At 62.8% G+C, this 18,562-nt stretch carries 15 protein-coding genes; 3 read left to right on the top strand and 12 right to left on the bottom strand.

The window, feature by feature from the left end; all coding sequences use genetic code 11:
- The first annotated feature begins 27 nt into the window (after positions 1–27).
- The gene (locus tag B3Z70_RS11205) at positions 28–828 is read left to right on the top strand and encodes a hypothetical protein (RefSeq protein WP_292045574.1); all 801 of its coding nucleotides are present in this window, start codon (positions 28–30) and stop codon (positions 826–828) included.
- A gap of 67 nt (positions 829–895) precedes the next feature.
- Here the strand turns inward: B3Z70_RS11205 and B3Z70_RS11200 are convergent, their stop codons facing one another.
- The 10 genes from B3Z70_RS11200 to B3Z70_RS11155 all read right to left on the bottom strand — a co-directional run bounded on the left by B3Z70_RS11200 (position 896) and on the right by B3Z70_RS11155 (position 10,408).
- Positions 896–1,513: a recombinase family protein gene (locus tag B3Z70_RS11200; protein WP_292045571.1), complete on the bottom strand. Its 618-nt coding sequence runs from the start codon at positions 1,511–1,513 to the stop codon at positions 896–898.
- A gap of 515 nt (positions 1,514–2,028) precedes the next feature.
- On the bottom strand, positions 2,029–2,424 hold the full coding sequence (locus tag B3Z70_RS11195; protein WP_292045570.1) for a hypothetical protein: 396 nt from the start codon (positions 2,422–2,424) through the stop codon (positions 2,029–2,031).
- Between the two features lie 152 nt (positions 2,425–2,576).
- Positions 2,577–3,581, bottom strand: a complete 1,005-nt coding sequence (locus tag B3Z70_RS11190) for a hypothetical protein (protein WP_292045569.1) — start codon at positions 3,579–3,581, stop codon at positions 2,577–2,579.
- The gene (locus B3Z70_RS11185) at positions 3,578–4,099 is read right to left on the bottom strand and encodes a DnaT-like ssDNA-binding protein (RefSeq protein ID WP_292045567.1); all 522 of its coding nucleotides are present in this window, start codon (positions 4,097–4,099) and stop codon (positions 3,578–3,580) included. The genes B3Z70_RS11190 and B3Z70_RS11185 overlap by 4 nt, the downstream gene beginning before the upstream one ends.
- A gap of 188 nt (positions 4,100–4,287) precedes the next feature.
- Positions 4,288–5,196 (bottom strand): major capsid protein, encoded by a 909-nt coding sequence (locus tag B3Z70_RS11180; RefSeq protein WP_292045565.1) that lies wholly within the window; start codon positions 5,194–5,196, stop codon positions 4,288–4,290.
- Positions 5,197–5,262: 66 nt separating this feature from the next.
- On the bottom strand, positions 5,263–5,616 hold the full coding sequence (locus B3Z70_RS11175; RefSeq protein WP_292045564.1) for a hypothetical protein: 354 nt from the start codon (positions 5,614–5,616) through the stop codon (positions 5,263–5,265).
- A gap of 11 nt (positions 5,617–5,627) precedes the next feature.
- The gene (locus B3Z70_RS11170; protein WP_292045563.1) at positions 5,628–6,926 is read right to left on the bottom strand and encodes a hypothetical protein; all 1,299 of its coding nucleotides are present in this window, start codon (positions 6,924–6,926) and stop codon (positions 5,628–5,630) included.
- Positions 6,927–6,969: 43 nt separating this feature from the next.
- On the bottom strand, positions 6,970–7,542 hold the full coding sequence (locus B3Z70_RS11165; protein ID WP_292045562.1) for a hypothetical protein: 573 nt from the start codon (positions 7,540–7,542) through the stop codon (positions 6,970–6,972).
- 3 nt (positions 7,543–7,545) lie between these two features.
- Positions 7,546–8,640, bottom strand: a complete 1,095-nt coding sequence (locus B3Z70_RS11160; protein ID WP_292045561.1) for a terminase large subunit domain-containing protein — start codon at positions 8,638–8,640, stop codon at positions 7,546–7,548.
- A gap of 13 nt (positions 8,641–8,653) precedes the next feature.
- Complete coding sequence (locus tag B3Z70_RS11155; RefSeq protein ID WP_292045560.1) at positions 8,654–10,408, bottom strand: site-specific integrase; 1,755 nt, start codon at positions 10,406–10,408, stop codon at positions 8,654–8,656.
- Between the two features lie 543 nt (positions 10,409–10,951).
- On the opposite strand from B3Z70_RS11155, the gene B3Z70_RS11150 reads away from it, so the two are divergent.
- A complete protein-coding gene (locus B3Z70_RS11150) occupies positions 10,952–11,545 on the top strand; it encodes a hypothetical protein (protein ID WP_292045559.1) in 594 nt (197 codons plus the stop codon).
- Positions 11,546–11,946: 401 nt separating this feature from the next.
- Entirely contained in the window at positions 11,947–15,372 is a 3,426-nt protein-coding gene (locus B3Z70_RS11145; protein ID WP_292045558.1) for a polysaccharide deacetylase family protein, read from the top strand.
- A gap of 5 nt (positions 15,373–15,377) precedes the next feature.
- On the opposite strand, the gene B3Z70_RS11140 is transcribed toward B3Z70_RS11145, so the two are convergent.
- Positions 15,378–16,709: a sigma-54-dependent transcriptional regulator gene (locus tag B3Z70_RS11140; protein WP_292045557.1), complete on the bottom strand. Its 1,332-nt coding sequence runs from the start codon at positions 16,707–16,709 to the stop codon at positions 15,378–15,380.
- Positions 16,709–18,538 (bottom strand): sensor histidine kinase, encoded by a 1,830-nt coding sequence (locus B3Z70_RS11135; RefSeq protein WP_292045556.1) that lies wholly within the window; start codon positions 18,536–18,538, stop codon positions 16,709–16,711. The genes B3Z70_RS11140 and B3Z70_RS11135 overlap by 1 nt, the downstream gene beginning before the upstream one ends.
- Positions 18,539–18,562 lie beyond the last annotated feature (24 nt).

The following is an 18,562-nucleotide window of genomic DNA, read 5'->3' as shown; positions in this document are numbered from 1 at the left end:
GGCCAATCTGGGATGACGGCTACGGCTGTGCAGTTGCCGCCTGAACGGCCCGAATATGTTGGTGACATCATAGGCGGCGGCATCGGCATCTTCGGCGCTTTGGCAGGCGCTTATGCTGCATATCGATGGGGCTTGAAGGCGGCCCGTGAAGCGAAGGCCAGCGAAAAGAAAGAGCGTAACCAGCAGATCGACTTCTCGCTGATCCACAAGCTCAATAAGATTTACGCTGCACAGCAGAACATTCGAAAGGCTGCTGACGAGGGAGCAGCGCGCCTTGCTTTGGCGCGGGAGGCTGCTGCGCGCGAGGGACGCCCGTTTCTAGATCATCTCTCATTGGAGATGCGTCCGTTCGCCACCAGCTTAACCCGCTATATTTTTACCCCGGAGGAAGTGGCGCGGGCCGGTCAGCTAGGTGGGCAAGAGATCATGAAAACCATGATGGTGATTGATGACCGACACAACACAACCGCCGAGCTGCTGGACACCTATCGAGATCAAAAGGCAGCGTTCCAGGGAATAGTTCAGGCCGGAACCGCTTTCGATCCCCAGCGCGGCTATATGCAGTTTCGTTGGTCTGGAGAGGATTACGCGAAGTATCAGCCTCATCTATTTACAATGGATGCATCGGCAACCGCACTTCGCCTGCATTCGTCACTGGATGAGAGCGCCGCCTACGACGTGATCGTCGCTGTCGCAAGAGCGAATGCCAAAGAGCAAGGCGCGAAGGCGGATATTCGGATAACCATGCCCGACGGCGGCACACTCCGCATCACCAGCGCCGGGGAGGAAATCCTGCCAGAGACGCGCCGAGAGAGAGCGTCATCCTGATCCGGAGTGGGGTGGTCGCCCTGCTATCACACTAGAAAAAGGAGGCAGCTAAGAAGCTAGAAAGCTATCAACTACTGATCAATGACAGTTCTTCGATATCGCCAGTATTAGTCATCGCACAATACCGCTTCACTGTAGCCGTGGAAAGCCTGAAATGCGTTGCCGTGTCTTTTATACTGGCGTTGTTTCTCTTTCTCCACGTCACCACGTCGTCGCTTTCCTGGGCTTTTGGTCGCCCTAGACTTGTCTTCCCACGGTGCGTCCTGCCTGTAACCGCTAGGGATGCGCGCGCGGCCTTGCGGCCCGCCTCTGTTCTCTCTGCAATGCGATGGCGCTCCATGTCCGCGACCTGGGCTAGGACGGCTAGGATCAGTTCTCCTACTCCCTTCCCGATAGGCCCTAGACCTCGCACGTCCACCGTCACGCCAGCTTGGATTAAGCGGCGCACCGTGGCTTGAACGTCCAGCGCATCGCGGCCTAGACGGTCAACGGCATAGACATACACGGTGTCACCGGCCCTGACGTGGGTGAGTAAGTCTGCAAATCCGGGCCGGGATGCGGCGAGCATTGCACCACTAACACCCACGTCCTCGAACTCCCTATCGAATGGACCGGGCATCGCGGCCCGCTGCGCTTCAATGCTTTGGTCGCCGGTGCTGACCCGGAAGTAGGCGATGCGGTGCATGGATGGCTCAAAAGATAGGGCGTCGATATCCCTAGCTCATATATTAGCTCAAAATCCGAGTACAGCTATCTTTTGGGCTATGGCGCAGAACTTACAACTTTTGAGCCGATGATGAAGACTTGTCTTTTGACATTTCTCCGCACCTAATGCCTGAATGTTGCTCGCTCTCGCCTTCGTCCTCGCCCAATCCCCCTTGGACCTCACGCCAACGGACGATTACGTGCAGGCTTATCGTGAGTGCGTGTTGAGTGAATCGATAACACTGGATGCCGAAGGACCCGAAGTCATCGAGGTTACTGTGAGTAGGGCCGCTGACCGATGCGTGACCCAACTCGCGGCATTTGAAGACGTTGCCTCTAAAACTCTACGGCAGAGCATGGCGCAACGAAGCGCAGAATCGATGGCTCGACAAATGCGCGACGCCGCTCGTGACAGTGCGGCTCGTGCTGCACGACAGCATCTAATCCTCGAAAAGATTAGCTGATAACGCTCGGATCGATTTGCTACCGTCCATTTCACGCCTTCCAAACATTATTGATCGCGTCGGCAAACGGGTCTCCGCCCTTTGATCCACCCTTCGTCACATCCCGGCTCTTCGCGGCCATGCCGAGCTTGATCAGCACCGCGCCGAGCGCCTGTGTGTTGCGCCGGTAGTTCTCTTCGTCGAACTTCTCCCCGGCGATCAGGCACGCGGTGTCGCGGTCGCATAAGAAGGCCAAGGTCGCGGCCTGTCGGATCATAACCGCTTCCGAAGGTTTTGGCTGGCGGGCGAGCTGATCCATCAAGTCGCCTGCGATCATCCGGAAGGATCGGGCTGCGACGGTGCGGCCATCCACCTTCTGTCCTGCGATTTCGAGGTTGAAGACGGCGGATAGGTCCGCCGTTTCGATGTGTCTATTTGTTTGGTTCATCGTATCGCCCTCCTTTCCGGGCGGGTGTTTCGTGGGTCGCGGCAGGGAGTGGCTGGGTAAGAGCGGCGGATAGATAGGGGGCTGGTCCCAAAAACTTTGAAACCGCACCATCACCACTCAAATCCGCAGGCCCACCATCCGGGGTTGAAGGGCTATTCGTCGTCGGGATCGGATGGCCTTCTGACCACGATCCTGCACCTACAGTTCACCTCAAGCGGCGGGTGCATGACCGGGCCTAGAGGCGTTTGGAAAGCCTGACCTACGTCAACGCCGTTCGGGTTCATCGCCGTGACCATCCGGTGATCATGGCGAACCCGCTCGTCGCCTCTGGTCTTCCAGTATCGGCGGGCGTCCCGTGGGATGGATCGGTTCGCCTTGCCCTGTTTGAAGGCCAGGTATTCTCCAACGTGTATGGATCGTGTCGCCTCTTGTCGGGCGATCACCGATTGCCGGTAGTTGATCAGGGCGTTGTCATGGCGCTGGATCAGGCCAGTGTTCGCCTCAAGGGTCATACCGTTGCCGAAGGCCGTGCGGAGGGCTGATCGCTGGGCGGCGTTCAGGTGCTTCATGTGCCTTTGGATGATCAGCTTGGCCGTGGGCTGTGTGACATAGGTTTTGCCGTCCTGAACGGTCTTGTCCTTGGATGTCATGGCTTCGTGGAGGGCGCGGGCGAAATGGGCTGCTGATCGGGCCTGATCCGGAGCCATTGCGATTGACCGGATGATCAGTTCCGCCTTTGCGCGGGCTGTCATGTCGCCTTTGAGAAGTTCGCGGTGTGCCGTCGTGACCGCTTCGTAGGAACGGCGGGCAAGAGGTTGAAGGATGTTCCGTTCTATGTCGGCGCGAAGCCGGTCCACCTCTGCTTGTGGATTCGTCTGTGACCGATGACGGGTCGCGAACGCCTTCATGGCGATGACGATGTTGCCGAGCAGCGCATAGAAAAGCCCGTTGCTGAACGCCACAGCGAGGCCAGAGTGTAGGCCCTCGTCGAGGTTCAGCACCTTGGCTAGAGCGGCTTCATCACCAGCTTCAAGAGCCGCAATCAAGGCGTTGATATCGACGGCATCCATTGCGTCGCCGTAAGCCTTCTTGAGCGCGTCTAGGAACTCTCCGGTGAAGGTGGCGTGTTGCTGGTCGAAGTGGTCGGGGACGATCATGCGCGCACCGCCGTCCAGCCCGATCCGGCGTTCAGGTATGGTGTGATCAGTTGGCGGACGTGGCGGGGCAGTTCGTCGAGGGACGGCGCACGGAAGATGCCGCTTGTCTCTCCGATGGCGTAGCTGACCATCGTTTCGGCGGTGATCGGCATATCCGCGCGCCGGGACAGATGGGCGGCCAGCAATGCCGTGGCGCGCTGGATGGGGGCGGGAACGCCGATTACCGCTTCTCCGGTGTCGAGATAGACAGCGATGCGAGGGAATGCCTGGGTTTGATCCGAAGACGCTTTGCGACCCTTCCACGGTTGCGCGGCCATGACGGCGCTGGCGTCGATCAGGGCGGCCTTATCGTCGTCGCGTTGCGGGGAAAGTTCGGGGTCGTCGAAAGCGGCTTGTTTGTCGGCTTGGGCGCGGGCTGTCCATTCGCGGCCATGAAGGCTTGTCGCGAGAATGGTGTCTGCGGCCTCTAGCGTGATCAGGCTGTCTTCAGGGGATAGATCGTCGGTGTAATATTCCATGCTGCGGGTTCCAGAGTCAGCGAAGGCGGACCGGGGCTGCGAATCCCGGCCCGCCTGCTTTGTCGGCGTCTCGCGTGTTGGGCGCGGTCGCCGTGTGGGGACGCCCTCTCGTGCCTTTGCTGAGTTACGAGGGGGCGTCCGTCGTCACCGGGGAGAGAAAGGAGACCCGGTGACGTTTGGGGTGCGGGTCAGACGTTCGTCAGACCCTTGAGGCGGGCGGCGCATCGACCGGATTTCAGAACGATGCCGGAATACCATTCGGTGCGGGTCCGATAGGCGGGCTTGTCGTCCACCTCGCCAAGGTCTCGGACGCTGATCGGAGCCGTCTGGATGCCGTGCAGCGCGTCCAGATCGAAGCGGACGGCGTAGGCCGATGTCGTCTTGTTGTTCGTCCCGTGGCTCTCGTCGCCGGTCAGGATTTCATTCCCCTGCGTGTCCAGTTCGATAGGCAGGATCGGAACGCCATTGTGAGCGATCACCGGACGGCCAAAGTTCGGGATCATGATGGATTCGGGAGTCGTGCCTCCGGACGCGCGCAGGGCGTTTCGATAGGCGCGGATCACGGATTTCCGGGCGAAGATGGCGGAAGGCTGGCCTTGAACGGCGTCCACCAGTTCATCGAGCATGGCGAGGGTCAATGCCCCGCCGTTCGTGCCGGCGCTGATAATCTGGTTGCCGGTCAGACGCTTCTTAATGCCGTCGAACGCCTTGGGATTGGTGGCGGTGTCGCCGTCGAAGAAGGTTTGCAGCCACTTCAGCGACATGGCCTTTGCCTTCATGGCGTCATGGATGGCGCGGGTGTCGTTGTCGCCGGTCTGTTGAGCGATTTGAGCAACGTCAAAGTCGCTATCGCCGCCGATGATCGTCAGGCGTTCGGTCTGCGGGTTAATGACGCCCGTGCTTTCCGAATAACCTTCGTTGTATCCACGAAACTCCACGCCGGGCAAAGTGTCCTCGACGTTGTAGGTGTATGCGTTGCCCGCCACGTTGGCGAACGGCATCAGGGCAATAACGGGGTTCTCGCGGGCGAAAACTTCGACAACGCCGGATTGCAAGGGGTTCGGGTTGAGTTTACTCCATTCGACTTGAGTCAGCATGTGTATAGACTTGAAAATCCTTTCTGCTGGCGCGGCCAGCGGTGGGTATTGGTGGAGAAGGCGCGGTTAGGCTTGGGCGTAGCCAAGAGCCATCCGGGCGTGAGCGGGCAGTTTGGTGAAGTCGTCCGGGCCGGGAGTGGTCGGAGGACGGGTTGTGTCCGTAGTGGGGACGGCTGGCGTCTTGGCCGCCTTCAGCGCGGCGGTGACGTGAGCGAACAGGCGATTGAAGGCGGTCCCCTCGGTCGGGAGGGCGGCGCGGTCTGCCTCGGGGATCAGGGTTGTCAGATTGCCGATCAGCCCGTCCACGTCGTTGTCGGCGCGCATGGCGTCGGTCTGGTCGCGGAGCGTTTGCAGTTCGGCTTTCAGTTGGGCCAGGTCCTCCGTGAGGTCGATAGGCGGGGTTTCAGTCGTTTCAGTCATGTGTTTTCCTTTCAAAGCCCTAGCGTCAGTTCTTCCGTCTCTTGTTTACGAGAAAGCAGCGCGCGGTAGGCGTCTTCGCGAGTAGCGTAACCATCCGGGTTGAGCGTCATCAGCGCGTCCACCGGGGACGAAATGCCGAGTTCGGCCCGCTCCTTCAGATTGGCGAGGACTTCGGACTCCGTGAGGTTATCCTGAAGCTCGGTGAAGTCGGCCCGGACGGTAGCAGCCTCCGGGATCGTGCCGGGGCGGTGTGTGTTGACCACGCGCTTGATCACCTCGAACAGGCGACGCTCATAGCCGCGCCATAGGGCAATATCGTCCAGGCGAGCCTCTTTCAGGTCGATCCGTTGAGCTTCACGGGCCGAACCCGACTCAGCTGTTTTCGACAGGTCGAGAACGTCAGCGGTGCAGTCGTTCGTCGATGCCGTTGAGCGCATCAAGAACTCGAGCGCCTCGAGAATGTCGGGGATGGGTGTGTTCGGCGCTGCGTAGGCGAACTCGCCATCCTTCGGGAGCAAGATCACCTTGTCCGGGCCGGTCTGGATCGGGTCGCCAATCGGAAGGCCCTTGGCGACGGCCTGACCATGACTTTGCAGTTCAACCGCCCGCCACAGGTTTGTCAGGCCGACGTTCAGCGCCTTTTGAGCGCCCATGAGGTCGTCGCCGCCCGGAAGGAAGAAGTCGGCATCTGGTAAGCGGTCAAAAAGCGGGACGAAGGGGAGGATGCCATAGGGGTTCACGCCATTGGCGTTGCCGGGCGTCAGGATAGGATGGCCGTTGGCGTTGCGACGCTGGTAGGTCGTCGCCGTCCAATCGGCATAGGTGGTCTTGGCCGGGTCGATGGCGGCATGAGTGACCACCATCCGCTCGGGATGCTCCGGGTCGGTCCATTCCGCATCGAGAATATTGGGCGTGAGGACGCGCACTTGAAGGCCGTGCGGCTCGGTCCACACGACTTGCAGGGTGGTCGTCTTGAGTAGCTTGGTGAGTTTGCTGGCGCGCTTCAGAACGGCGTCGATGTTGGCGTTTTGATAAAGCTCGGTGGCGGCGGCCTGATCCCATCCCTCGAATGTGCGAACCGGGGGCGTCTGATATGCCGTGGCGCGACGGGACACGATTTTCTTGACAATATTGACCTGAAACACCCGGAAGGACTCCGGGTTAGCGAAGCGACGCTTGATCAGCGTGGCTGTCGTTTCATCTTGTTTGTCGTCGAAGAAGGCTAGGGCTTCGGCGGCGCGTAGTTTTCGCGTCTCCGATTTCCGAACCAAATCTAGGAACGATTTCCTTTCATCGCTAAATCCCAACATGACATAAGTATATCACGCATTGTTGCTTTCAAGCAACAGGCAATCAGCGAGGAATCGTATGGCTTCCGACGTTTTTTAACTTGTCGATGATGAAACTTTCGATGGGAAGGTTATTGCGAGGGCTGCGGGCTGCATACTGGTCGAAGAGATCAAAGGCCCGCCGCATAGATCGACAGGATCGCGCGCACATAGGAATGACCGCGCCGCCGTTCAGGGCGCACATATGACGAGCGGGGCCGGTGTCGGTGCACCTCACGCCCTGAAGTTCGTAAGGGTTGAGCGTAACCTCGCGCGTGGCGAACATCGCCCAGGCCAAACTATACACCGCGTCGTCATGCCGACCGCGTGGGTGGCCGAACTTGGGAAGGGCTTCGTTGCCGACCGTCTCCTTGCCGTCGTCCACGATCTCGAACGTGCGAAGTTCGTCGATCAGGCGGGTGAAGCGCGGGTCAATGTGAAGGCGACCCTCTGCGGCGGCGGTCGCCATCAACGTGAAGGCTTGAAACTGAGCCTTTCGAGACGGAGTGAAAAGTTCGGTCCCGTCAGCAAAAGGCTCCGCTTGCGCCCAATCGTAAACGTCCTGCGCGCCATAAGTTTCGAGGCCGCACCGGCTCATTCTTCAATCGCGATGGTAGCGTTTGAGGTTTGCCTTGATCCCCGCGAGACGCGAGAATAGCACCGCTTCGCTATCTAGGACGTAGTAATGCTCTTCATCGTCTTGCACGGTCATGACGATGGCTGTCGTGATAGTGCTGTCGCCGTGCTTCGACCCGCCGAATGCGCGGTCTAGCCCGCCACTGACGACGTAGCTGGCTCCTGCGGCGATAGCTTTTGGATCAGGGAGGTAGCTGACCTCTGTGCATTTCGAGAGGGTGTCGGCGTCTATCAGCAGCCCGGAAGCATCGCCCCAGCGGTTAAGGTGCATCAAGTTGAAGGTCGAAGGGAGCATCCGTCTGGACGCCGCGCGCAGCTTCACAGGGTCGATCCACGACGGCCCATTCGCGCAAGCGTCATCGAGGTCTGTATAGCTGATATGGCTAAAGAACAGGCTTGGATCGTCGCCAGCGATGTGCGCCTGATAGAGGTCATACAGCGGCGAGGACATGGGGCCGACTGTCGAGTCGATCAACATCATCGACCCTTCGCTGTCCAACAGGGAGCCGGTCAGCACCTCTAGGACGGCGGAACCCTTCGAGGCGTGAAGCTCGCTGAGTTGGGCTGCAGATAATTTTTTTCCCCACAATGCGGACGGGTTCGAACTGTAGGCTTGGATGACGGACGACGTTGCGGGGAAGTGGATCGAGTCCACGCCGACCACGACCGTTCCGGCGCTCGCAAGGGCCTTCAGCATGGGCGTGTTGTCGAACGCCTCGCGCAACGCCCGGAACGCCGTGTCCACGACCTGCTTTTCCGAGTTGGCGACGATGGCGATATTTTCGGTGCGCCGCGTCAGGAAGCGCCACAGGATGATCATGACGCTGGTGGCCGTCTTGCCGTGCCTCCGGGGCCACGAGAACACGACCGTCGAATGATCACCGTCGAGAGCTTTGACGATTTCGGCCCGTTCGCGCGGGCCGGGGATGAAGGGGATGAACCCGCCCTTTGAAGACCGGACGACCGGCTTTACATCGTCAAGAAAGTTGAAGAAGCCGCTAGAACCGTTTTGCCATCTAGACACCATCGCAGAATAAGACATGTGGTAATAGTACCACATGTCATGACTGTCGTCAGTAAGATTTCAGATGGTCTAGATCGAGTCCAGTGAAAGAAATGTTCTTGATAGCAGCGTAGGTGTGTTCGATATCCATGCGGCCAAGATAGTGATCGTCCATGCCTTGTTGAGCGTGTCCAAGAATCTGGTTCTGATATTGGGTCGGAACCTGATGGAGCGCCATCTGCGTCTTCCACGTGTGGCGGAAGCTGTAGAGGGTCGGCCTTGGGTGACGGTTAGTAATCTTGGGGATCAGACGTTCATTCGTGTTCCTGATCCACGAAGCGGACGAATAGAGCTTGCGACCGGCGGCAGGGAGCTTCCACTCCGGGAATAGCCGCACATCGCCGGAGCGCTGACGATCAGCGACGTACCGAAGGAAGCCTAGGCTGATCAGCTCCGGGTGTAGAGGAATGTCGCGTCGGGCATTTTCCGTTTTGTGGGAGACGACGAAGTCGCGTTCGTCGTCCGGATCATTGGGGTCGTATTCGGTCAGGATCGATATGTACGGGTGCTTGGCGTCACCCTTGATGTCGCTGACGGCGAGCTGAGCGATCTCGCTAGGCCGCGCGCCAGTGAAAAGCATGACAAGCGGAGCCCATCGACGGTGATTGTCGAAAGTGTAGTCGCCGGGCGTGTTCGGGCGATCTTCCGACAAGCAGCCCGTGAACATCGGGAGGCGGAAGAAGGCGTTCAGTTCGTTCACCTTGAAGGGGTTTCGGGTTCGTCGGCCATCGCCCTTCGTCGCCCCTCGGATTTTGGTCGCTGTGCAGGGGTTCAGGGGGATTGCCTCAAGTTCGACGGCATGGCCGAACGCCCAGCGCAGGATTGAGAAGTAGCCATCGCGCACGGTGTTGGGAGAGATCGTGCCGTACGGCTTCTCGCGCGTTTCGTTCGCCGCGATTGCTTCTTTCAGGGTCATCTTCGGGAACCGCATCGTCATACGGTCGGGCATGTGGTGAAGATCGTTCACGAAGTTTCTGACCATGCGTCGGTCGATTTTGTAGATCGGTGCCGAGCCAACGTACTCGTCGAACAGTGCCGCGACGACCTTGACCTTATGCTCCCAGCTTTCCCCTTTCGGGTGTTGGCGCATTGTCGCTTCAGCAAGTCGCTTGAAGGTCCAATGCGCCTCGCGTTGCGTCGGGGCGTTCGAGGTTCCGGATGGCGATGAGGCATAGGCTGGTGTCGTCGTAAGGGTGCGCCCCGATGCCAACTCCACCCGCGCTCCGGTCAGGCTGACTTCAGCCTCGAAAAGCGCATCGGCAATCTTTCGTACCGCGACGGCGTCGTGGTCGATGCCTAGCTTTTTGGCGGCGATCTCGGCGCGAGATTGAAGGTAGGGATCAGCGTCGCGACGCAACCGAGCGCGAGCGTCGCTCGACCAGACGGGGTCGTTGAGCGCACCAAGTTCCTGAGCTGCCAGCTCGTCCAGCCACTCGCGGTGTTCGTTGGTTTCCTCCATCCGCTCGCGGTGAAGCGACTCCAAGCCGCGCTCGTACTGTTCTCGGGCGAGGTGAGTTAGGAGGGAGGGGGTGAGGACCGTGCCGCCTTCGACGTCGGCCACAGGGGCGAATCGCCTCTCAAATAGCTCATCCAGCCTCAGTTCTTGGACGACCCTGCGCGCCTCCTTCAGCGTCCGCACGCCCAAGGACGCCTGAAAAACATCCCGGCCCTTGAATACAGGATTGCTGCGTAGGTCGGCGGGGACGCGCCGACGATAGTTATAGACGCCGTTTCGAATGATGAGGTGAGCGGGAACGCGGGCCATTTCGAGACGCGATGTGTGACAAAATGTGTGACCGCGCAAGCCAAAAAGGCGCGCAAAACCAATAATCTTTACGATTCAACCCGCGAAATGTCACACAGCAGAGTATCCCTCCGTCTCCGCCATTCATTCCCTGTAAAAACAATAACTTACGGCCATCTGGCCGTATCGTGCCGTGCCATGCGAGCCAAATGGTCCGTTCTTGGCACGGTTGGCACGGTTTCAGCGGGGAAATCTGGCCCTTGGCACGGTTTCCCTGCTTTCTATTCTCGGAAATGAAATCAGTCTTGTGCCCCGTGACTTGGCACGATTGGCACGATCTGCTGCCTCTATCAACTTAGCTTGGCACGGTCTGGCACGGTGCTACGACGTTAGGATTCGAAAATGAGCCGGTGTCGCGCACCAAACTGTCCCGAAACTCAGACAATCAAATCCCACATTATTCCGCAGGGTTTCGCTCGTTGGATACGAGCCGATCAGTCCGAAGGTGGGAATCTGCTCGTCACTCCCGAGCGGATTTCTGCGAAATACCCCAACGGGATGTTCGTGACTGACATCCTGTGCGCCAAACACGACGCACAGTTAGGACGAGAATTGGACGAGCCATTCTTCGACCTCGCAACGAGCTTTGCAGCGCGGAATAGAGGTTTTGGCCGTTTCTATTATCGCATCGACGACATTGATCCTGTCGTGATCGCTCGATGGATCGTGTCTGTGATCTGGCGATCCTCCGTCACCAGCCAAAGGGATTGGCACCACATCGATTTAGGAGAGTTCGAGTGGAAAGCCGGAGAGATCGCGTTCGGTGCGCCGCTTGATACGCTTCCAGGACTTTCAATCGAGGTCGGCCGATACCGACAGTCGTTTAACGGTCAGCCCTTCGAGGCCGACAAGCTTGTCGCGATGCCGTGGACGAAGGTCATAGGGTCCACCCGGCTATGGATGATGACTGTGGGCGGCTTCAGGATGTCGATGAAGTTTGGCAGGCTTACAGCGTCACTCGGTCCGCTTGAGGTTGTCGGGCAGACAAGTTTATTCGGAGCGATGTTCGACTTGGAAAACACGGTCGATCATCGAAAAATCATGCGGGTCATAGAAGCCGCTGATAGGCGCGATGCAGCTAGAGGTATCGAAAGATAGCAGCTTGAAAATCACCGCTGATCGCTACGGCCACATCATCGCCGACGACCTCAAGGGACTGGTGAAGGGCGAGCAAGAACGCGATGCCGCATAGTGCGTCAACGCAACGTCCGATAAAGTAACGGGTAATCGTGCCACCTTGGCACAGTCCCGTGGATCAAAAGTCCGGATTTGCTGGATTGTGTGGCACCGTCTCCGCCACTTTTCTCTCTTTTCAAAAGATCGACAGATCGCGTCACCGCGCAAGGAGCGTGCGTAATCGCGGCATCCCCGACGCGGCTGGGCGCTGCGACGTGGGATCCGCAGGGCCCGTCCTCGGCGCAGCTTCGCCCATATCCCGCCGTTCTTGATGGATATGCGGCGAAGTGACGCGGGATTGGCCGCGACGGGGTTGGGCTGAGATGACGTCGGACGCTTCTAAACCGCATGGCGACGGGCCGGCGGTGTTTCTGGACGCGACGGGGCGTCGGGCGCGGCGGATGCGGATGGCCGCGATGGCGGCGGCGATCGTCGCGGGGATCGTGCTGGCGGGATTCGTGGCCAGTCTGATGATTCTGCCCAGCCTGACGGGGCTGTCGGTGGTGTCGCCCGCCGCATCGGTGGTCGCGCGGCGCACCCATGGGGCCGAGCGGGCTCTGCTGAACTACATCGCCCATAGAAAGCGTCCGGCGAGCCAGGTTGCATCGACTAATGGCGCACCCATCGCCGGCGCCTGGTTCGCACCGTGGGAGGACGGGGCGCTGGATTCCTTCACGCGCCACGCGGGTGATCTGACCCATGTCTATCCGACCTGGATCGAGCTGCGCGACGACGGCGGCGACATCCTGACCAAGGACTGGGACCCGACGCGCAACCCGACCACCAAGCCCCTGATCGCGGCGGCGCGGGCGCATGGAGTCAAGATCGTGCCGGTCGTCGGCAACGCCACGGAAGGCCATTTCGACGCCGGCCGGATCGACCGGATGCTGTCGCCGGGCAATGCCCAACACGTCATGGACCGGCTGGTCGGCTTCGTTCAGGCGAACGGATTCTCCGGTCTTCAGATCGACTTCGAACAGGTGACGCCGCAGCAGATCGAGCGCCTGACGCCGTGGCTGGAACAGCTGCACCAAAGGCTGCACGCCCAAGGGGGCGAACTGTCCATCGCGCTGGAGGTGGGCTTGAGCGATCACGACATCCGCGCCCTGTCCAGCGTCGTCGATTACGCCGCCATCATGGCCTATGACGAACACGGCGAAGACAGCTTGCCCGGGCCGATTTCTTCGGCCCTGTTCGTGGACAAGGCGCTGACGCGCTTCACGCAACTGGCGCCGGCGGACAAGCTGATCCTGGGGATCGGGGCCTATTCCTATGACTGGCGCGACGGCGACCGTTCGGCCGAATCCCTGACCACGACGGCGGCGCTGGCGACGGCGCGCGGTTATCGGCCCGAGGACAATCCAGCCAATGTGGTCGATTTCGATCCCCAGGCGCTGCAGCCCACCTTCCGCTACACCGATGATCAGGGGCGCGCGCACGAGGTCTGGATGCAGGACGCCGCATCGGTGGCCAACGCCATGACGATGGGCCGGGGCAGGAGACTGCGCGGCGCGGCCCTGTGGGCGCTGGGCGAGGAAGACCCCGCCAGCTGGAAGGTGTTCGGTCGTCAGGCGGCGCCCGCGATCACCGTGATCCCGGCGCTGGAACACGTGGCCCTGACCCAGCAGATCGCCTTCACCGGCCAGGGCGAATTGCTGAACGTGATCGACACCCCCCATGCCGGCGACCGGCGCATCGAAGTCGATCCCGTCAGCGGCCTGATCAGCGACGAGGTCTGGACCCGCTGGCCCTCGGCCTGGACCGTGCGTCGCACCGGGGCGCCGGACCGCACCCTGGCCCTGACGTTCGACGACGGCCCCGATCCCGAATGGACGCCCGAAATCCTGGATGTGCTGAAGGCCAAGGGCGTGAAAGCGACCTTCTTCATGATCGGCGGGTCGGCGGCGGCCAACCCCGACCTGGTTCGGCGCGTGCGCGACGAGGGTCATGAGATCGGCAACCACTCCTTCACCCACCCCAACATGGCCCATGTGGACGAGGAGCGCGTGCGGCTGGAGCTGACCGCGACGGACCGGGCGCTGGAGAGCATTCTGGGGCGTCAGGTCACCCTGTTCCGACCGCCCTACAACGCCGATTCCGAACCCGAATCCTATGGTGAAATCCTGCCGATCGCGGTGGCGTCCAAGCTGGGCTACACGACGGCCGGCGAATCCATCGACCCGAACGATTGGAACCTGAGCCGCCCCAACCCGGACGGCGGAACCCACCGCCTGCGCCCCGACGAGATCGTGGCGGACGTGCTGGCCCAGGCCGACGCGGGCCACGCCATCCTGCTGCACGACGCCGGCGGGGACCGGTCCGCCACGGTCAAGGCCCTGCCGGTGCTGATCGACGCCCTGCGCGCGCGCGGCTATCGCCTGACCACCATCGGCGGCCTGGTCGGGCGAACCCCGGATCAGACCATGCCGGCCCTGCCGAAGGGCGAGCGGTCGCTGATCGCGGCGGACTCGGCGGCGTTCGGCTTCTCGCACGCGGTCGGGGTGGTGCTGTTCGTCGGCTTCAACCTGGCCATCGGCCTGGGTCTGGCCCGGATCGTGCTGATGCTGGCGTTGGCGTCGCGGCGCAGGCGTCGGGCCGAGCCGCTGGATCCGGCCGCGCCGAAGCCGCGCGTGGACGTGCTGGTCGCGGCCTATAACGAGGCGACGGTGATCCATCGAACGCTGGACAGTCTGTTGGCCAGCCGGGATGTCGATGTGTCGGTCATCGTGGTCGACGACGGCTCCAGCGACGGCACATACGACGTGGTGAAGGCGGCCTTCGGCAACGATCCGCGTGTTCGGTTGAGGCGCAAGGCGAATGGCGGCAAGGCCTCGGCCCTGAACCTGGCCTTGACGGAGGCGACGGCCCCGGTGGTGGTGGGCGTGGACGCCGACACCCAGCTGTCTGGCGACGCCCTGGCCCGGCTGGCCGCCTGGTTCGCCGATCCCAAGGTCGGGGCCGTTGCGGGCAATGTGAAGGTCGGCAACCGCAGCAACCTGGTTACCCGCTGGCAGTCCATCGAATACATCACCAGCCAGAACATCGACCGGCGGGCCCTGGCCCTGCTGAATGCCGTGACGGTGGTGCCGGGCGCCATCGGGGCCTGGCGCACAGAGGCCCTGCGAAGCCTGGGCGGCTACCGCTCCGACACCCTGGCCGAGGACATGGACCTGACCTGGCGGGTGCGCGAGGCGGGCTGGGTCATCGCCAACGAGCCGACCGCCCTGGCCTTCACCGAGGCGCCGTCGTCGCTGGGCGGTCTGTTGAAGCAGCGATTCCGCTGGAGCTTCGGCACCCTGCAATGCCTGTGGAAACACCGGCGCTCGACGTTCCGGCACGGTTGGTTCGGCGGGCTGGCCCTGCCCAGCCTGTGGCTGTTCCAGATCGTGGGCCAGGTGCTGGCGCCGTTGATCGACCTGCAGCTGGCGGCGGCGATCCTGATGCAGGGCCTGGCCTGGCTGGCGGCGGCGCAGCACGCCGATGTGGACGCGGCGCCCAATCCGACGCTGTGGTTCACCCTGGGGGTCTATGTCGCCTTCACCCTGCTGGAGCTTGCGGCGGGATGGGTCGCCTTCGGCTTCGACCGGGAAAGGCGCGGCGACCTGTGGCTGCTGCCTACCCAGCGGTTCGTCTATCGCCAGATCATGTATGTGGTCGTCTGGCGCGCTTTGGAGCGGGCCCTGTCGGGCCTGGGCCAGACCTGGGGCAAGCTGAAGCGCACCGGAGACGTGCAGGCCCCGGCCGGCTGAGGCGTCTAGCGGAAGGAAGCGGGCTTCAGGCCGTGGCGGGCCAGTTTGTCATACAGCGTCTTTCGCGGGACGCGCATCTCGGCCAGGACGGCGGCGATGTCGCCCTGGTGGGCCTGTAAGGCGTCGCGCAGCAGTTCCGCCTCGAACCGATTCAGGCGGTCGGGCAGGCTGAGGCCGTCGTCGGCCGGGCGCGCGGCGTCGTCCAGCGACAGGGCGACCCGCTCGGCGAAATGGGCCAGTTCGCGGATGTTGCCGGGCCAGTCGGCCTCGACCAGGCGCCGACGCACGCTGTCCGAGACGGCGGGCGGCTCGATCCCATGACGGTCGGCGGCGCGGCGCAGGAAGTGGGCGAACAGCAGGGGAATATCCTCGCGCCGTTCGCGCAGCGGCGGCACGCGCAGCCGCACCACGTTCAGACGGTAGTAGAGGTCTTCGCGGAAGGTCCCCGCGCGTGCGGCTGCCTCCAGATCGATCTTTGACGAGGCCAGCACGCGCAGATCCAGGGCGCGCGGCTCGTTGGCGCCGATGGGATGAACCTCGCGCTCCTCCAGCACCCGCAACATCTTGACCTGAACGGCCAGCGGCATGCTCTCGACCTCGTCCAGGAAAAGCGAGCCGTTGTGGGCGCGTTCCACATGGCCGACGCGACGACGCAGGGCGCCGGCGAAGGCGCCCAACTCATGTCCGAACAGTTCGCTTTCGATCAGGCCGTCGGGCAGGGCGCCGCAGTTGACGGCGACGAAGGGCGCCAGCCGCCGCCGGCCGCCATTGTGCAGGGCGCGAGCGACGGCCTCCTTGCCCGTGCCGGTCTCGCCCTCGATCAGTACGTCCATGCGGGCGTCGGCGATCTGGGCGATGGTGGCGCGCAGGGCTGTGATGGCGCGCGAGGCTCCGGCCAGCGGCAACTCCTGACCGCTGTCCGACGCCATGGCCAGGAGGCGGCGGTTCTCCAGCACCAGACCGCGCTTCTCCAGCGCCCGGTTCAGACTGTCCTGCAGCCGCTCGAAAGGAAAGGGCTTGGCCACGAAGTCGTAGGCGCCAGCCTGCATGGCCGCGACCGCATCGGCGACGTCGCCGTGGCCGGTGATCATGATGACCGGCAGGGCCGCATCCAGCGCCTGAAGCCGATCCAGCACCTGACGCCCGTCCAGGCCGGGCATCCGCAGGTCCGTGACGACCACGCCGGGAAAGTCCGCATCGACAGCCTTCAACGCCGCATCGGCGCCGGCGAAGGCATGGACGTCCAGACCCTCCAGCGTCAGCCGCTCGACCAGGGCCTGGCGGAAATCGGCGTCGTCCTCGATAAGGGCGACGGCGGTCAGGCGGGCGAACTGCATCAGGCGATCCTCAGTGTGGCGACGAAGGCGGCGCCGTCGCCGGCGTCGGCCAGATCCAGTTCGCCGCCGAACCCGGCCATCAGGTCACGACAGATGACCAGACCCAGGCCCAGGCCGTTGGCGCGGGTTGTGACGAAGGGGGTGAACAACTGGGCGCGAACCTCGGCCGGCACGCCCGGCCCATTGTCGGCCACGATCAGGCGAATGCGATCCGCCGAACGCTCCACTCGCAGCGTCAACCGGGCGCCGGGCCGGCCCTCCAGCGCCTCGGCGGCGTTCTTGACCAGATTGACGATGACCTGTTCCAGACGGAAGCGGTCGGCGCGCACGGCCACGTCGGCGTCGCCTTCGCGAACCAGAATGACGCCGCCCTCGTCCAGGCGGCCGCGCGTCAGCAGCAGGGCGCCGTGGATGGCGTCCTCCAACCGCACCACGCCGATCTTGGGGTCGGTCTTGCGCGAGAAGGTGCGCAGGTTTTCGGTGATCGACCCGATCCGCTGGGTCAAATCGCCGATGCGCGACAGGGCGGTGCGCGCCGTTGCGGCGTCCTGACGATCCAGCAGGACGGCGGCGGTTTCGGCCTGGGTCTGGATGGCGGCGACGGGCTGGTTGATCTCGTGGGCCACGCTGGCCACGATCTGGCCCAGGGCGGCCAGTTTGCTGGCCTGCACCAGTTCGTCGCGCAGCAGTTCGCGGGCCGCCTCGGCGCGCCGACGTTCCTCGATCTGGCCGCTGAGGGCGACGTTGGCGTCGCTGAGTTCGCGGGTGCGTTCGTCGATGCGACGCTCCAGTTCGTGCCGGGCGTCCTCCTCGGCGCGGGCGCGGATCAGGGCCTGGTGACGTCGGCGCAGCAGGAAGGCGGCCAGCCCCGCCAACAGGGTCACGATCAGGGCCGCCAGGGCGCGGGCGCTGGCCACGGCGGCCTCGACCGCGCCACGGCTGGGCGACAGCAGGTGCAGGGTCCAGCCCGGCGTGTCGGTCGCGACGGCGGCGTGCATCCAGCGCTGCTCCCCGCCGATGGGCGACGTCCGCACCGGACGCGGCCGGTCGTCCGGCGGCGTGTCGAAGGGCAGGGGGCTCAGGGCCTCGGGCCGCAGCGTCTGGCCGGTCAGGGTCAGGCGACGGCGCGTTTCGTCCAGCGGATCGAGGGTTCTGAACCGCCAGTCCGGGACGCTGGTGATCAGGACGACGCCGGTCGGATCGACGACATAGGCCGGCTCGCCCGACGCACGCCATTCGGCCTCCAGGGCGTCGAACTCGACCTTCACCACGACGACGCCCAGCGGCCGACCATCGGCGGCGTCGACGCGGCGGGCCAGATACAGGCCGGGACGGCCGGATACGGTGCCCAGGGCGAAGAACTCGGCCTGGCCGCTTCGCATCGCATTGATGAAATAGGGCCGGAAGCCGTAGTCGGCCCCGACGAAACTGGTCGGCAGACGCCAGTTGCTGGCCGCGCGCGTGCGACCGCCCGCGTCGATGACATAGATCACCGCCGCGCGGGTCTGACGCGCCAGGCCCTCCAGCTTGGCATTGACCGGATAGGCGGCGTCGGCACGCGATCTCAGCAGGCTCGAGATGTCCGGATCGCCGGACAGGGCCAGGGGCAGGGAGCGGTGCTTCTCCAGTTCGCTGCGCAGCACGGCGGCATGAAGGGCCGCAGCCGACTGGGCCTGACGCGACAGCTCCGCCTCCGCGTCGCGACGCGCCACTTCGCCCGTCAGGAAGGCGGCGAGAACGGCGGCGCCCAGCCATGCGGCCAGCGCCAGCCAAAACGCCTTTCGAGGGCGCTTGCGCGATTCTGAGCCAAATGAGGATGACGAGGTCATGGTTCAGACTGTGCGGATAATCGC

This window comes from Brevundimonas sp. UBA6550 (genome assembly GCF_002434505.1).
Lineage (GTDB): Bacteria > Pseudomonadota > Alphaproteobacteria > Caulobacterales > Caulobacteraceae > Brevundimonas.
Note: the sequence above shows the minus strand (reverse complement) of the source record. Positions and strands in the feature narration are given on the sequence as shown.

Coding starts and splice junctions, on each gene's coding strand:
- B3Z70_RS11200 (WP_292045571.1), bottom strand. CDS start 1,513: ATGCACCGCATCGCCTACTTCCGGGTCAGCACCGGCGACCAAAGCATT.
- B3Z70_RS11195 (WP_292045570.1), bottom strand. CDS start 2,424: ATGAACCAAACAAATAGACACATCGAAACGGCGGACCTATCCGCCGTC.
- B3Z70_RS11190 (WP_292045569.1), bottom strand. CDS start 3,581: ATGATCGTCCCCGACCACTTCGACCAGCAACACGCCACCTTCACCGGA.
- B3Z70_RS11185 (WP_292045567.1), bottom strand. CDS start 4,099: ATGGAATATTACACCGACGATCTATCCCCTGAAGACAGCCTGATCACG.
- B3Z70_RS11180 (WP_292045565.1), bottom strand. CDS start 5,196: ATGCTGACTCAAGTCGAATGGAGTAAACTCAACCCGAACCCCTTGCAA.
- B3Z70_RS11175 (WP_292045564.1), bottom strand. CDS start 5,616: ATGACTGAAACGACTGAAACCCCGCCTATCGACCTCACGGAGGACCTG.
- B3Z70_RS11170 (WP_292045563.1), bottom strand. CDS start 6,926: ATGTTGGGATTTAGCGATGAAAGGAAATCGTTCCTAGATTTGGTTCGG.
- B3Z70_RS11165 (WP_292045562.1), bottom strand. CDS start 7,542: ATGAGCCGGTGCGGCCTCGAAACTTATGGCGCGCAGGACGTTTACGAT.
- B3Z70_RS11160 (WP_292045561.1), bottom strand. CDS start 8,640: ATGTGGTACTATTACCACATGTCTTATTCTGCGATGGTGTCTAGATGG.
- B3Z70_RS11155 (WP_292045560.1), bottom strand. CDS start 10,408: ATGGCCCGCGTTCCCGCTCACCTCATCATTCGAAACGGCGTCTATAAC.
- B3Z70_RS11145 (WP_292045558.1), top strand. CDS start 11,947: ATGACGTCGGACGCTTCTAAACCGCATGGCGACGGGCCGGCGGTGTTT.
- B3Z70_RS11140 (WP_292045557.1), bottom strand. CDS start 16,709: ATGCAGTTCGCCCGCCTGACCGCCGTCGCCCTTATCGAGGACGACGCC.
- B3Z70_RS11135 (WP_292045556.1), bottom strand. CDS start 18,538: ATGACCTCGTCATCCTCATTTGGCTCAGAATCGCGCAAGCGCCCTCGA.